Below are 13,602 nucleotides of genomic sequence, written 5' to 3' on the forward strand. Positions count from 1 at the left end.
GGGCGTTCGCGGCCGCGGCGTTCGCGGCCGCGGCGTTCGCGGCCGCGGCGTTCGCGGCCGGGGCGTTCGCCGCCGGGCCGCTCGCGGTCGGGGCGCTCACAGCTGCGGCGCCGGGATGCCGTAGGTCTGCGGCACGCGGCCGACCGAGACCGGCCAGGCGGCGGCGATCGCCTCCGCGCTCCAGCCGCCGTCGGCGTAGGCGACCGCGACCTCCTCCGGGTGCGACCACAGGGCGAGCTTGTCGCCGCCGACGCCGATGCACTGGCCGGTGATCCCGGCGGAGGCCCCGGAGGCGAGGAAGGCGACCAGCCCGGCCACGTCCTCGGCGGTGCCGAAGCCCTCGCCCTTGCGCAGCGCGTCCGGGAACGGGGTGCCGTGCCGCTCCAGCGCCTCGATGTGCGGGGCGAAGACGGGGATGGTCTTGGTCATGGCGGTCGCGGCGACCGGGATGACGGCGTTGGCGGTGATGCCGGCCCGGGCCAGCTCCATCGCCCAGGTGCGCACCATGGCGGCGATCCCGGCCTTGGCGGCGGCGTAGTTGGTCTGGCCGAAGTTGCCGCGCTGGCCGGCCGGGGAGCCGGCCACGACGATCCGGCCGCCCTCGCCCTGTTCGCGCATCCGCTCGACGGCGGCCCGCACACAGGTGAAGGTGCCGCGCAGGTGCACCCGGACGACGGTGTCGAAGTCCTCGTCGGTCATCTTCCAGAGCACCTTGTCGCGCAGCACACCGGCGTTGGTGACCATCACGTCCAGCCGCCCGAAGTGCTCCACCGCGCACGCGACCAGCGCCTCGGCGGCCTCGGCGGTGCCGACCGGGACGGCCAGCGAGGCGGCCCGGCCGCCGGCGTCGGTGATCAGCTTGACGGCGTCGGCGGCGGCCTGCGGGTCGATGTCGTTGACGACCACCGAGGCGCCGGCGGCGGCCAGCGTCCTGGCGTAGGCGAGGCCGAGGCCCCGCCCGCTGCCGGTGACCACGGCCACCTTGCCGGAGAGGTCGATGCGATCCATGGGGAGTCCTTTCGCCCGGCCGGGACGGAGGCGCGTGTTCGCGACCAGTCATCGCCACCGGCGGGTGCTGAAGAAACTAGGCAGAATTCTGTCGACGGTCAACAGAGTGCCGAACATTGCTGCTGACTACGCTGTTGCCCGACCCGACCGACCCACCCCGATCCACCCCGACCCGCCCCGAACGCCAGGAGGACGACCGTGCCCGCCGACCAGGACACCGCCACACCGCGACCGCAGTCCCTGATGCTGAGCTTCTTCGGCATCCACGTGCTCGGCCGGGACGTCGCGCTGTCCTCCGGGGGCGTGATCGACGCCTTCGCCCGGGTCCGGGTCAGCGAGGAGGCCGTCCGCTCGACCCTCACCCGCATGGTGGGCCGGGGCCTGCTGGAACGTCACCGCCGGGGGCGGAAAACGTACTTCGGACTGACCGACCGCGCCAAGACCGTGCTCACCGACGGCCAGGACCGGATCTGGCGCACCGGCGCCGTCAACCGGGAGTGGGACGGCAGCTGGACGGTCGTCGGCTTCTCGCTGCCCGACGCCTGGCGCCGGGAGCGCCACGACCTGCGCTCCCGGCTGGTCTGGGGCGGGTTCGCCCCGCTGCAGAGCGGGCTGTGGACGGCCCCGGGCCGGGTGGACGTGGCCGCGCTGGTGGACGGGCTCGGGCTGGAGGGCCACCTGCGGGTCTTCCACGGCCGGGCCGCCGCCCCCACCGAGGCCGGCGACCTGCTCGCCGCCTTCGACGTCCCGGCGATCGCCGACCGGTACCGGGGGTTCCTCGACCGCTGGAGCACCGGCACCGCGCAGGACGCCACCGCGCCCGACGCCGCGCCCGACGCCACCGCACCCGACACCGCAGCGCCCGGCACCACCGCCACCGTACCCGCCGAGGACGACCTGGCCCGCCAGCTGCTGCTGCACACCGACTGGCTGGAGCTGGTCCGCGGCGATCCGCACCTGCCGGCCGAGCACCTGCCCGCCGACTGGCCCGCCGAGGCCGCCGAGCAGCTGTTCCGGTCCCTGGCCCACCGCTACCGGCCGGGCGCCGAGGCCATCGCGGCCGGGATCCTGGACCGGATCGAGCTGGCCCCGGAGGGGACCGCGCCCCTCGGCTAACCCTTATGTCAACACCATTGACGTTAATCCCGCCGGGACGGTCTGATGGCGGCACACGGAGGCCCGGCCCTCCGCGCACCGCCGCCATGCACCGAAGGAGCCACCGCCATGGCCGACCCCGTCCTCGCCCTCCGGGACGCCCAGCCCGTACCGTTCTGGCTCGACGACCCGGCCCGGCCCGCGGCCGCCTCCGCCCTGGTCGGCGACGTGCGCTGCGACCTGCTCGTGGTCGGCGGCGGCTACAGCGGACTGTGGACGGCGCTCATCGCCAAGGAGCGCGACCCCTCGCTCGACGTCGTCCTGATCGAGGCGCAGGAGGTCGGCTGGGCCGCCTCCGGCCGCAACGGCGGCTTCTGCGAGGCCAGCCTCACCCACGGCCTCGCCAACGGGTACCAGCGTTGGCCCGAGGAGCTCCACGCCCTGGAGCAGCTCGGCGCCGCCAACCTCCGGGCCATGGCGGACACCGTCGAGCGGTACGGCATCGACTGCGACTGGGAGCGCACCGGCTCCCTGGTCGTCGCCACCGAGCCCTACCAGGTCGACGGCCTGCACGAGTTCGCCGAACTCGCCGCCCAACACGGCAGCCGGCTCGACTTCCTGGACATCGGGGCCGTCCGCGCCGAGATCGACTCCCCCACCTTCCTCGCCGCCCTCTGGGACCGCGAGGGCGTCGCCATGCTCAACCCCGCCAAGCTCGCCTGGGGCCTCAAGCGGGCCTGCCTCGACCAGGGCGTGCGGATCTTCGAGCACACCCGCGCGACCGGCCTGGGCGACGCCCCGCGCGGGATCACCGTCCGCACCCCGTACGGCCGGGTCGGCGCCCGCCGCGTCGTGCTCGCCACCAACGCCTTCCCCTCGCTGCTGCGCCGCCACCGCCCGTACACCGTGCCGGTCTACGACTACGCGCTGATGACCGAGCCGCTGAGCGAGGCCCAGCTCGCCGCGGTGGGCTGGCGGAACCGCCAGGGCTTCGCCGACAGCGCCAACCACTTCCACTACGTCCGGCTCTCCGCCGACAACCGCGTCCTGTTCGGCGGCTACGACGTGGTCCACCAGTTCCGCAGCCGGGTCCGGGCCGAGCGCGACCAGCGGCCGGAGACCTTCGCCACGCTCGCCCGGCACTTCTTCCGGACCTTCCCCCAGCTGGAGGGCGTCCGGTTCAGCCACGCCTGGGGCGGCGCCATCGACACCTGCACCCGGTTCAGCGCCTTCTTCGACCTCTCCCACGACGGCCGGGTCGCCTACGCGGCGGGCTTCACGGGCCTGGGCGTCGGCGCCACCCGCTTCGGCGCCGAGGTGATGCTCGACCTGCTGGCCGGCGAGCGCACCGAGCGCACCGAGCTGGAGATGGTGCGCCGCAAGCCGCTGCCCTTCCCGCCCGAGCCGGCCCGCTCGATCGGCATCGGCATCACCCAGTGGGCCCTGCACCGCGCCGACGCCGACGCCGGGCGCCGCAACCTCTGGCTGCGCACCCTGGACCGCTTCGGCCTCGGCTTCGACAGCTGACACCCGGTCGCCCCGGCGGCGCGGACGACTCCGCGCCGCCCGTCCCGGCCTGCCGCCCGCATTGCGTTATCCGCCGCCCATTGCAACGCTCCATTGCATTCGAGGTCAGCGTCATTGCATCAATTTACCGCCTATGACCAGGCAGAATGTGTTCCTCGCGATTGACCGGCCATCAGAAACCGGCGTAGCGTTCAAGCAATCCCGAACGTGCGGAAACGCGAAGCGAGGAACAGCCATGGGGGACTCCCCGCACACCGTCACGACCATGCCGGCGGCACGCCGCCCCGGCTGCCCCTTCGACCCGCCGGCCGAGCTGACCGAGGCCCGCGGGCACGGTCCGATGAGCCGCTACACCTTCCCCGGCGGAAAGCCGGGCTGGCTCGTCACCGGGTACGACCTGGTCAGGTCGGTCCTGGCCGACCAGCGGTTCAGCTCCCGCAAGGAGCTGATGCTGCACCCGACCCTCGACTACGGCGACATCGAGGTCCCGCCGGCCCCGCCCGGGGAGTTCCTCCTCATGGACGAGCCCCGGCACAGCCGCTACCGCAAGCCGCTGACCGGCAAGTTCACCGTCCGGCGGATGCGGCTGCTCACCGAGCGGATCGAGCAGGTCACCGCCGAGAGCCTGGACGCCATGGAGCAGGCCGGGCCCGGGGCGGACCTGGTGACCGCCTTCGCCAAGCCCATCCCCGCCATCGTGATCTGCGAGCTGCTGGGGGTGCCGTACCAGGACCGGGGCTCCTTCCAGGAGCAGGTCTACTCGTTCATGGACGGGGAGACCGGCGACGAGGAACTGATCGCGGCCTACACCGGGACGCAGGAGTACCTCGCGCAGCTGGTGGCCGCCAAGCGCGCGAACCCGACCGACGACGTGCTCAGCGACCTCACCGACAGCGACCTCACCGACGAGGAGCTGCGGGGGATCAGCCTGATCCTGCTCGCGGCCGGGCTCGACACCACCGCGAACATGCTGGCGCTGGGGACCTTCGCGCTGCTGCGCAACCCGGAGCAGCTGGCCGCGCTGCGGGCCGAACCCGAGCTCGCCGACCGGGCCGTGGAGGAGTTGCTCCGGTACCTGAGCGTCGCCAAGACGTTCATGCGGACGGCACTGGAGGACGTCGAACTCGGCGGCCGGACCGTCCGGGCCGGCGAGCGGCTGATCCTCTCGTACAACACCGCCAACCGCGACCCCGAGCGCTTCGCCGACCCCCACGTGCTCGACCTCCGCCGGCAGGACGGCGGGCACCTGGCCTTCGGCCACGGCATCCACCAGTGCCTGGGCCAGCAGCTGGCCCGGATCGAGATGCGGGTCGCCTTCCCCGCGCTGCTGAACCGCTTCCCCACGCTGCGGCTGGCCGTGCCGCCGGAGGAGGTCCCGCTGCGCCCGGAGCTCGCGGACATCCACGGGGTGAAGAGCCTCCCCGTCACCTGGGACGCGTGACCGATGAGGGTCACCGTGGACGCCGAGCGCTGCATCGGCTCGGGCATGTGCGCACTGACGGCCGGCGAGGTGTTCGACCAGGACCCGGAGGACGGCACCTCCGTCGTGCTGCGGCCCGAGCCCCCCGAGGAGGCGCTGGACGCGGTCCGGGCGGCCGTCCAGCTGTGCCCCGGCGCGGCGATCAGCCTGTCGGCCGACCGCTGACCGCTGCCCCCGGTCGGCGTCGCACCGCCGGGCCCGCCGCCCGGCTCAGTGCCCCCGTCACCCCTGGGCCTGCGGCCCCGCCGCGGGCGACGCCCGGAAGGTGGCCCGGTAGTCCGCCGGGGCGGTGCCGACGTGGCGGTGGAAGGCCGCCCGGAAGGCGGCGGGGCTGCCCAGGCCGCTGAGGCGGGCGACCTGTTCGACCGGGGTCGCGGTCGTCTCCAGGAGTTCGCGGGCCCAGTCGATGCGGGCGGCAGTCAGCCAGGCCATCGGCGAGGTGTCCGTCTCCTGCTGGAAGCGGCGGATGAACGTCCGCCGGGACATGTGCGCGCGCCGGGCCAGCTCGTCGACGCTCTGGCGGCGGGCGAGGTGCTCGAGCATCCAGGCGCGGACCGCCGCGAGGCCCTCGCCGCGCGCGGGCGGCCGGAAGCGCTCGATGAACTGCGCCTGGCCGCCCGGGCGTTGGGGCGGGGCGACGAGCAGCCGGGCGCGGGCGTTGGCGGCCGCGGCACCGAAGTCCCGGCGGACGACGTGCAGGCACAGGTCGACGCCCGCGGTCACCCCCGCCGAGGTGAGGACGTCGCCGTCGTCGACGTAGAGCAGGTTCGGCCGGACGTCGATCCGGGGGTACCGGCGCTGCAGGTCGGCGGCGTTCTGCCAGTGGGTCGTGGCGGGGCGCCCGTCCAGCAGCCCGGCGGCCGCCAGCGCGAACGCCCCCGTGCAGATCGACACCAGCCGCGCCCCGCGCTCGTGCGCCGCGCGGATTCCCGCCAGCGCGGCGGCGGGCGGCGGCTGCTCCGGGTCCAGGTAGCCGGGGACGACGACGGTGCCGGCCTCCTCCAGCGCCTCCAGCCCGGCGGGCGCGGCGACGGTGAACCCGCCGCTGTGCACCGGCCCGGCCGCCGGATCGGCGCAGACGGCGACCCGGTACTGCGGGCCCGACCCGAAGGTCTGCACCGGGATGCCGAGGTCGATCGGCAGGACCCCGGGAAGCGCCAGCACCGCGACCCGGTGCCCCTCGATGACCGACATGGCACGATCCTAGCGACCCATGGCCCGCGTGCCACTGTCGAGGGCCGGGCGCCGGTTCCTAGCCTTCGGCCATGGACTTCTCACTCGATCTGCCGACCGGCCCGCTCGCCGAGGCCGTCCTCGCCACCGTCCGGACCACCGAGACCCCGGCGGTGGCCAACCACAGCGTGCGCAGCTTCCTCTTCGCCGAGCTCCTCGCCGCCCACGAAGGCTGCCTGGACGACGCCGCCTACGACCGCGACCTGCTGTTCGCCGCGACCGTCCTGCACGACCTGGGCACGGGCTCCCTGGCGAAGGGCGAGGCCCGCTTCGAGGTCGAGGGCGCCGACCTGGCCGCGGACCTGCTGCGCCGACACGCCGTTCCCGAGGCGGACGTCGACCGGGTGTGGGAGGCGATCGCCCTGCACACCTCGCCCGGCATCGCCGAGCGCCGCGGACTGCTGAGCCACCTCACCCGGGCGGGCGTGGGCACCGACTTCGGGCTCAACGCGGACGTCGTCGCCCACCAGGCGGACCGGATCCACGCCGCCTACCCCCGGCTCGCCATGGTCCGCTCGCTCGTCGACGCGATCGTCGAGCGGGCCGCCCGCTCGGACGCCGCGGCTCCCCTCCACTCGCTCCCCGGCGACCTGCTCCGCGAGCGCCGGGCCGGCGGCCTGACCGGGCTGGAGCGCTCGGCCGCCTCCTGCCCCTGGGGCGAGTAGCCGCCCGACCGGCCGTCCGCGACGGGCAGGCGGCTGGCGGCCGGCGACCGGCGGCTGGCGGCTGGCGACCGGCGGCCTGCGACGGGCAGCCGATCGGATGTCCGTAATGAACGATTGTGTTCCCTATCTCCCGGGGATACCGTCGGTAGTGGTGAACGAATCCGTCCCCTGCCCGTCGCCTGCCCGTCGTTCACCGCCGAACCCAGTTCACCCCCGAACCCATTGGGGGACCTGCCATGGCCACCTCGCGCGCCCTGGCCGAGGCTTCGCCCGCGACCGCACGTCGGGGCCAGCACCCGGGGACAGCACTCACCGTCATCGCGGCGACACAGCTGATGGTCGTCCTCGACATCACGATCGTGAACATCGCGCTGCCGCACATCCAGCAGGCGCTGAGGTTCAACACCACCGAACTGTCCTGGGTCATCAACGCCTACACCCTCACCTTCGGCGGGCTGCTGCTGCTCGGCGGCCGCGCGGGCGACATCCTCGGCCGGCGGCGGGTGTTCGTCGTCGGCGTGCTGGTGTTCAGCCTGGCCTCGCTGCTCGGCGGGGTCGCGCAGTCCTCCGGCTGGCTGCTGGCCGCCCGGGCCCTCCAGGGCCTGGGCGGCGCGATCGCCTCGCCGACCGCGCTGGCGCTGATCGCCACCAACTTCAAGGAGGGTCCGGAGCGCAACCGGGCCTTCGGGGTGTTCTCCGCGGTCGCCGGGGCCGGCGGCGCGATCGGGCTGCTGCTCGGCGGCATGCTGACCTCCTGGCTGTCCTGGCGCTGGGTGTTCTTCGTCAATGTGCCGATCGGCATCGCGATCGCGCTGCTGGCGCCGCTCTACATCAACGAGTCCGAGCGGCACCCCGGGCGCTTCGACCTGACCGGCGCGTTCTCCGCGACGGCGGGCATGGTCTCGCTGGTGTACGGCTTCATCCGCGCCTCCGACCACGGCTGGACGGACGGGGTGACGCTGACCGCGTTCAGCCTCGCCGCCGTGCTGCTGACCGCCTTCCTGCTCCACGAGCGGCGGGCGCCCCAGCCGATCACCCCGCTGCACCTGTTCCGCGACCGCAACCGCTCGGGCGCGTACGGGCTGATGCTCTGCGTCGCCGCGACGATGTTCAGCATCTTCTTCTTCATCACCCTGTTCGTGCAGGAGGTCCTCGGCTTCAGCCCGCTGCGGGCCGGCATCGCGTTCCTGCCGATCAGCGTCGCCATCATCGGCGCCGCCCAGTTCGCCGCCCGCACCCAGGTGCGGTTCGGCGCCAAGCCCTTCCTGGTGGCCGGCTCGCTGCTGGTGCTGGGCGGGGTGATCTGGGCGACCCGGATCGACATCGGCAGCAGCTACGTCGGCGGCGTCCTCGGGCCGACCCTGATGTTCGGCTTCGGCATGGGCTCGATCTTCGTCCCGGTGATGCTGACCGCCGTCTCCCGGGTCGCCCCGCACGAGACCGGCGCGGCCACCGGCATGCTCAACACCACCCAGCAGGTGGGCGGCTCGCTCGGCCTGTCGATCCTCGTCACGGTGTACGGCACGGCCAGCCGCACCGAGGCCCGGCAGCAGGTCGGGGCGTTCCTCCGGCAGGCCACCCCGCAGCAGGCCGCGCAGTTCCGGGCCACCGGCCGGCTCCCGGCGCCGTACTCCTCGCAGGTGCTGGTGCACGGCATCGCGAGCGCGTTCCAGCTGGGCCTGGTGTTCGCGGCGCTCGCGGTGGCGATCGCGGTGTTCGTCATCAAGGTCGGGCGGGTGCCGGTGCCGCCCGCCGTCAGCCCTTCGGGGGGCGGCGCTTGACAGGGCGTCAGGGCGACCGGGAGAGTCTTTTCTGCAATGGTTTTCATCTTCGATAACCGTTGCGGGTGAACGCTGCCCGTCGAACCCCCAACGCGCCCCGAAAGAGGACACCCATGTCGCTCGACGTCTCCCCCGCCCTCCTCGCCCAGGCCCAGCAGGGCCACGTCGACGAGGCCGAGTTCCTGGACACCGTCCGCGCCTCGCTCCCGTACGCCTACCAGGTCGTCGCCGGGCTCAGCACCGAACTCAAGGCCGGCGAGCAGGAGTTCACCACCGACAACACCACGCCCAGCGACGAGCAGCGCGCCCAGCTGCTGCGCGCGCTGGCCAGCAACGCGATCCGGGGCAGCCTGGAGAGCCACTTCGGGGTGAAGCTCGCCTTCGTCAACTGCCACCGGGTCGGCGTCTTCCGCCCCGGCGCCGAGGAGAGCGCGGCGTACCGCGAGTTCACCTCGCTGCACAACCAGATCCGCAACCAGAGCCCGGAGCTGCGCAGCTGCTGACGGCCGTGCGTACGGCGGCGGTTCCCACCCGGGCGGCCGGGTGGGAACCGCCGCCGTACGTGTCGCCGTGTTGCGCGGCGTTGCGGGCGGTTGCCCGTCGTTGCGGGCGGTTGCGGGCGGTTGCGGCCCGGTGTCCGGATCACCCGTCGATCTTGTCGGGCGGCCCGGCGGCTGCGTACGTTCGGAGCGCACCACCCGACCGGCCCCGCCCCGGGCCGCCCTCACCACGCGGAGCCCACCATGTCGCCGACCCCTCGTCCGCTGCGGAAACTCGGCTTCCTGACCATCGGGCTCTTCGACGAGGCGGACCCCCGCCGGGGCCACGAGTCCACCCTCGGCCTGATCACCCTCGGCGAGCGGCTCGGCTTCGACAGCGCCTGGCTGCGCCACCGCCACCTCCAGTTCGGCATCTCCTCCCCGCTCACCGTGCTCGCCGCCGCCACCCAGCGCACCAGCCGGATCCAGCTCGGCACCGCCGTCACCCCGCTCGGCTGGGAGAACCCGCTGCGCCTCGCCGAGGACCTGGCCACCGTGGACGTGCTCTCCGGCGGCCGGCTCAACCCCGGTTTCAGCGTCGGCCCGCCCACCCACTACGAGCACGTGCGCGGCGCGCTCTACCCCGACACGGGCGAGCTGGAGGACTTCAGCCCCCGGCGCGCCGAACGGCTGCTCGCCCTGGTCCGGGGTGAGGGGGCCTCCTCCTTCGCCGGCACCGAGGGCATCGAGGAGTACTCCCACCGGGTCCAGCCGCACTCCCCCGGCCTGGCCGCGCGGCTCTGGTACGGCGCCGGCAGCCTGCGCTCGGCCCGCTGGGCCGGCGAGCAGGGGCTCAACCTGCTCACCAGCAGCGTGGTCAAGCCGGAGGACGACGACCACGGCCCGTTCGACTTCGCCGCCCTCCAGGCGGCCCGGATCCGCGCCTTCCGCGAGCGCCACCCGGACGGCGAACGCGCCCGGGTCTCCCAGGGCCTGGTGGTCATCCCCACCGACAGCGCCACCCCCGAGCAGCGCGCCAGGTACCAGGCCTACGCCCTCGCCCGCACCCCGCGCACCCTCGCCCCGCAGGGCCCGGCCCGGCTGCTGTTCGCCCCCGACCTGGTCGGCACCACGGAGGAGCTCGTCGAGCGGCTGCACGCCCACGCCGGCTACCGGGAGGTGGACGAGGTCGCCTTCGCCCTGCCGTTCACCTTCGGGTACGAGGACTACGTGCAGATCCTCACCGACCTGGCCACCCGGCTCGGCCCCGCCCTCGGCTGGGCGCCCGCCGCCGGCGCCGTCGAGGCCTGACCGGTCGGCTTCCCCAACGGGCGGGCAGGCTAAGGGAGTCGGCCGCAACCACGGCGTCCGGCGCGGCGTCCCAAGCCGGTACGGACGGACGGCCGCTCCGGCCGGACGCCGACCCCGGGGGGGGAGACCGCGATGGGGCCCTACCAGGCCACGCCCGTACCGCCACCGCCCGCCGTGCGGCCCTGTCCGCGCTGTGGGCTCACCGACCAGGTCCGCGGCGTCCCCGCCGTGTACCGCGCGGGGAGGACGAGGGTGACCACCCGGTCCCCGCAGAAGAACGGCGGCTACCGGACCCGCGAGGTCGTCTCCGACCTCGCCCGGGCCCTCGCTCCCGTCCCGGTCCGCGACCGGCCGCCCGGCCGCACGGCCGGGGCGCTGGGCGCCGCCGCCCTCGCGATCACCTTCTTCACCTTCTTCGCCGGGGACTTCGCGCGGCGGTTCGACGACGAAGCGCCCGCCTTCGCCGCACCGATCCGGGACCACGGCGGCTTCGACATCCCCGTGGTGGTCCCGGTCACCGCCGTCCTCGTCGCGGCCGCCCTCCTCGTCACCGCGGCCGCGCTCCGCGCCGCCGCCGAACGCGAACTCGCCGACCGCGCCCGGGCCGAACACCTCTGGGCCCAGGCCTGGTACTGCGCCCGCTGCGGCAGCGCCCACTTCCCGCCCGCCGCCGGTGTCCCCACCACCGCCCTCGGCCTCCCCGAGTTCCGCCGGATCGTCTGGACGGCCGGCGGCTACGGCCACCTCGCGGACCGCTTCTGACTCAGAACTCGCCGGTGTCGATGGCGAGTTCGAACGGCTCCGGCAACCGCACCGGCACCCCGAACGGATGCGACCCCTCGACCCGGGTGTACCCGAGCGCACCCGGCCGGGAGAACAGCGTGCACGCCCGCTCCTGCCGGTCCACCAGCAGGTAGAGCGGCGCGCCGAACTGCGCGTAGCGGCGGCGCTTCACGGTGCGGTCGGTGTCGGCGTTCGAGGGGGACGCGACCTCAACGATCAGGACGGTCTGATCCGGAAGCAGTGCGCCGGGATTGTTCACGGCCAACTTCACCGGCACAAGGGCCAGGTCGGGGATGTAGTAGTTCTCGGTGCCCGGCAGGTCGAGGTTGCCCGAGCCCGAACGCAGGCCGAGTTCGCGCCGGCGGGGGCCGATCTGCGAGCGGATCAGATCGACGGTGTTCTCGTGCTCCCAGGACGACGACACAGGAGTGATGACTCCCTCGACGATCTCGACGCGGTCGCCCGCGATGTGCTGAATCGCGTACTTGAGGGCTTGCTCCGGGTTCGGCACGTGGCTGTAGTCGCCCGGACCGATGTGCGCCGTGCTCACGTCGTGCTCTCCTGTCCGGCGCGGTCTCCGCGCTCAGGGGCTGCCCGGCGGAAAGACTACCGGCGGATCGCCCCCGCATGTGCAGCCACGGGCGAAGCCTGCTCCCGTCTCCGGTGCATCCGGCTCTGGTCAATTGACTAAGCGCTTGCTTAGAATCGGGCGCGTTCAGTCGTCGAGCCCGAGCGCCCCCAGGAGACGTCATGGCCGGAGCCACCGGAGTCAACCGTCAGATCCGCCTTGCCAGTCGGCCGGTCGGGGAGGTGCGCCCGGAGGACTGGGCGCACGTGGAGGACGCGGTGCCGGTGCCGGGGGACGGGGAGTTCCTCGGGCGGACGCGGTACGTGTCGCTGGATCCGGCGATGCGGGGGTGGCTGGACGACCGGCCGTCGTACCTGCCGCCGGTCGGGCTGGGCGAGGTGATGCGGGCGGGCTCGGTGGTGGAGGTCGTCGCGTCGAACCACCCGCGGTTCCGGGTCGGGGACCACGTGGTCGGCTCCTTCGGGGTGCAGGAGTACGCGGTGTCGGACGGAAAGGGCGCGCTCACCGTCGATCCCGCGCTCGCACCGCTGTCGACGTACCTGGGCGCCCTCGGGATGCCCGGGATGACGGCGTACTTCGGGCTGCTGGAGGTCGGGGCGCTCAAGGAGGGCGAGACGGTCGTCGTCTCCGGCGCCGCCGGGGCCGTCGGCAGCCTGGTGGGGCAGCTGGCCAAGGTGAAGGGCTGCCGGGTGGTCGGGATCGCGGGCGGCCCGGAGAAGTGCGCGCTGCTCACCGGGGAGCTGGGCTTCGACGCGGCGATCGACTACCGGGCGGAGGACGTCCGCAAGGCCCTGCGCACCCACGCGCCGGACGGCATCGACGTCTACTTCGACAACGTCGGCGGCCCGGTCCTGGACGCCGCGCTGACCCGCCTGGCCCTGCACGCCCGGGTGGTGGTCTGCGGCGCGATCAGCCAGTACAACAACGAGGGCGCGGTGCAGGGACCGTCCAACTACCTGTCCCTGCTGGTGCGGCGGGCCCGGATGGAGGGCTTCGTGGTGTTCGACTACGCCCGCCGCTACCCGGAGGCGGCCGCCGCGCTGGCCGGCTGGATCGCGGAGGGCCGGATCAAGGTCAAGGAGCAGGTGGTGGAGGGCACCGTGGACGACTTCCCGGCGACCTTCGGGATGCTGTTCCGGGGCGAGAACACCGGCAAGCTGGTGCTGCGGCTGGCCTGAGACCGCCCGGGGCGGCCGCCACCTCCGTACGGCCGCCCCGGGGCCCGGCCACCAGGCCCGATCACCGGGGCCGGGCCCCGGCCCCGGTCGGAGCCGGCGCCCGTGGAGGTCAGCGCAGCTCGGCCAGCAGGGCGCGCAGCCGCTCGTCCTCGCGGATGATCTCGTACGCGAAGCCGGAGCCGACGATCCGGCGGTCGCGCTCGACCAGGTCGCCGACGTACGGGAGCGGCGAGCTGCCCCGGGCCGCGGCGGCCAGCGCGTGCAGGGCCTCGCAGCCGCCCGTGGCCTCGGCGCCCGTCTCGACCGCGTGGAGCGCGGCCCGGGCGAGGCGGCCGAGGTCGACGGTGTCCGGGTCGGCGACCTCGAGCAGCGCGAGGGCGGCGCGCTGGAAGCTGGTGGACTGCTGGACGGTGGTCATCGGGCCGAAGCCGCCGCGGGCCGAGGAGACGGCGATCACGCAGGCCGTGTCGGCG

At 74.0% G+C, this 13,602-nt stretch carries 13 protein-coding genes and 1 pseudogene; 10 read left to right on the top strand and 4 right to left on the bottom strand.

Annotated features, from left to right (window positions below):
* Positions 1–96: 96 nt before the first annotated feature.
* Positions 97–1,008 carry an SDR family NAD(P)-dependent oxidoreductase gene (locus ABZW03_RS25600; RefSeq protein WP_355262687.1) on the bottom strand — a complete coding sequence of 304 codons (912 nt, stop codon included), beginning with the start codon at positions 1,006–1,008 and terminating at the stop codon, positions 97–99.
* Positions 1,009–1,206: 198 nt separating this feature from the next.
* Between ABZW03_RS25600 and ABZW03_RS25605 the strand changes: the two genes are divergently transcribed.
* From ABZW03_RS25605 to ABZW03_RS25620, 4 genes are all read left to right on the top strand, one after another.
* Complete coding sequence (locus ABZW03_RS25605; RefSeq protein ID WP_355262690.1) at positions 1,207–2,124, top strand: PaaX family transcriptional regulator C-terminal domain-containing protein; 918 nt, start codon at positions 1,207–1,209, stop codon at positions 2,122–2,124.
* Positions 2,125–2,232: 108 nt separating this feature from the next.
* Positions 2,233–3,630, top strand: coding sequence for an FAD-dependent oxidoreductase (locus ABZW03_RS25610; RefSeq protein ID WP_355262693.1), 1,398 nt, complete (start codon positions 2,233–2,235; stop codon positions 3,628–3,630).
* 235 nt (positions 3,631–3,865) lie between these two features.
* Positions 3,866–5,071 carry a cytochrome P450 gene (locus ABZW03_RS25615; protein ID WP_355262695.1) on the top strand — a complete coding sequence of 402 codons (1,206 nt, stop codon included), beginning with the start codon at positions 3,866–3,868 and terminating at the stop codon, positions 5,069–5,071.
* A gap of 3 nt (positions 5,072–5,074) precedes the next feature.
* A complete protein-coding gene (locus ABZW03_RS25620; protein ID WP_355262697.1) occupies positions 5,075–5,275 on the top strand; it encodes a ferredoxin in 201 nt (66 codons plus the stop codon).
* A 57-nt stretch (positions 5,276–5,332) separates the two neighbouring features.
* Here the strand turns inward: ABZW03_RS25620 and ABZW03_RS25625 are convergent, their stop codons facing one another.
* Positions 5,333–6,304, bottom strand: a complete 972-nt coding sequence (locus ABZW03_RS25625; RefSeq protein ID WP_355262700.1) for a helix-turn-helix domain-containing protein — start codon at positions 6,302–6,304, stop codon at positions 5,333–5,335.
* Between the two features lie 71 nt (positions 6,305–6,375).
* On the opposite strand from ABZW03_RS25625, the gene ABZW03_RS25630 reads away from it, so the two are divergent.
* The 5 genes from ABZW03_RS25630 (at position 6,376) to ABZW03_RS25650 (ending at position 11,341) form a co-directional block, all read left to right on the top strand.
* Positions 6,376–7,008: an HD domain-containing protein gene (locus ABZW03_RS25630; RefSeq protein WP_355262703.1), complete on the top strand. Its 633-nt coding sequence runs from the start codon at positions 6,376–6,378 to the stop codon at positions 7,006–7,008.
* Positions 7,009–7,244: 236 nt separating this feature from the next.
* On the top strand, positions 7,245–8,789 hold the full coding sequence (locus ABZW03_RS25635) for an MFS transporter (RefSeq protein ID WP_355262705.1): 1,545 nt from the start codon (positions 7,245–7,247) through the stop codon (positions 8,787–8,789).
* Between the two features lie 113 nt (positions 8,790–8,902).
* Positions 8,903–9,292, top strand: coding sequence for an SCO5389 family protein (locus tag ABZW03_RS25640; RefSeq protein ID WP_355262708.1), 390 nt, complete (start codon positions 8,903–8,905; stop codon positions 9,290–9,292).
* Between the two features lie 240 nt (positions 9,293–9,532).
* A complete protein-coding gene (locus tag ABZW03_RS25645) occupies positions 9,533–10,579 on the top strand; it encodes an LLM class flavin-dependent oxidoreductase (protein ID WP_355262711.1) in 1,047 nt (348 codons plus the stop codon).
* A gap of 252 nt (positions 10,580–10,831) precedes the next feature.
* Positions 10,832–11,341 (top strand): hypothetical protein, encoded by a 510-nt coding sequence (locus ABZW03_RS25650; protein WP_355262714.1) that lies wholly within the window; start codon positions 10,832–10,834, stop codon positions 11,339–11,341.
* A gap of 1 nt (position 11,342) precedes the next feature.
* Here ABZW03_RS25650 and ABZW03_RS25655 read toward each other — a convergent pair whose 3' ends face one another.
* Positions 11,343–11,912 (bottom strand): Uma2 family endonuclease, encoded by a 570-nt coding sequence (locus ABZW03_RS25655; RefSeq protein ID WP_355262716.1) that lies wholly within the window; start codon positions 11,910–11,912, stop codon positions 11,343–11,345.
* A gap of 200 nt (positions 11,913–12,112) precedes the next feature.
* On the opposite strand from ABZW03_RS25655, the gene ABZW03_RS25660 reads away from it, so the two are divergent.
* Complete coding sequence (locus ABZW03_RS25660; protein WP_355262718.1) at positions 12,113–13,129, top strand: NADP-dependent oxidoreductase; 1,017 nt, start codon at positions 12,113–12,115, stop codon at positions 13,127–13,129.
* Between the two features lie 379 nt (positions 13,130–13,508).
* Here ABZW03_RS25660 and ABZW03_RS25665 read toward each other — a convergent pair.
* Positions 13,509–13,602: pseudogene (locus ABZW03_RS25665) on the bottom strand (thioesterase); the annotation flags it as partial.

Origin of the sequence: Kitasatospora sp. NPDC004799 (genome assembly GCF_040609095.1) — a bacterium.
Taxonomy (GTDB): domain Bacteria; phylum Actinomycetota; class Actinomycetes; order Streptomycetales; family Streptomycetaceae; genus Kitasatospora.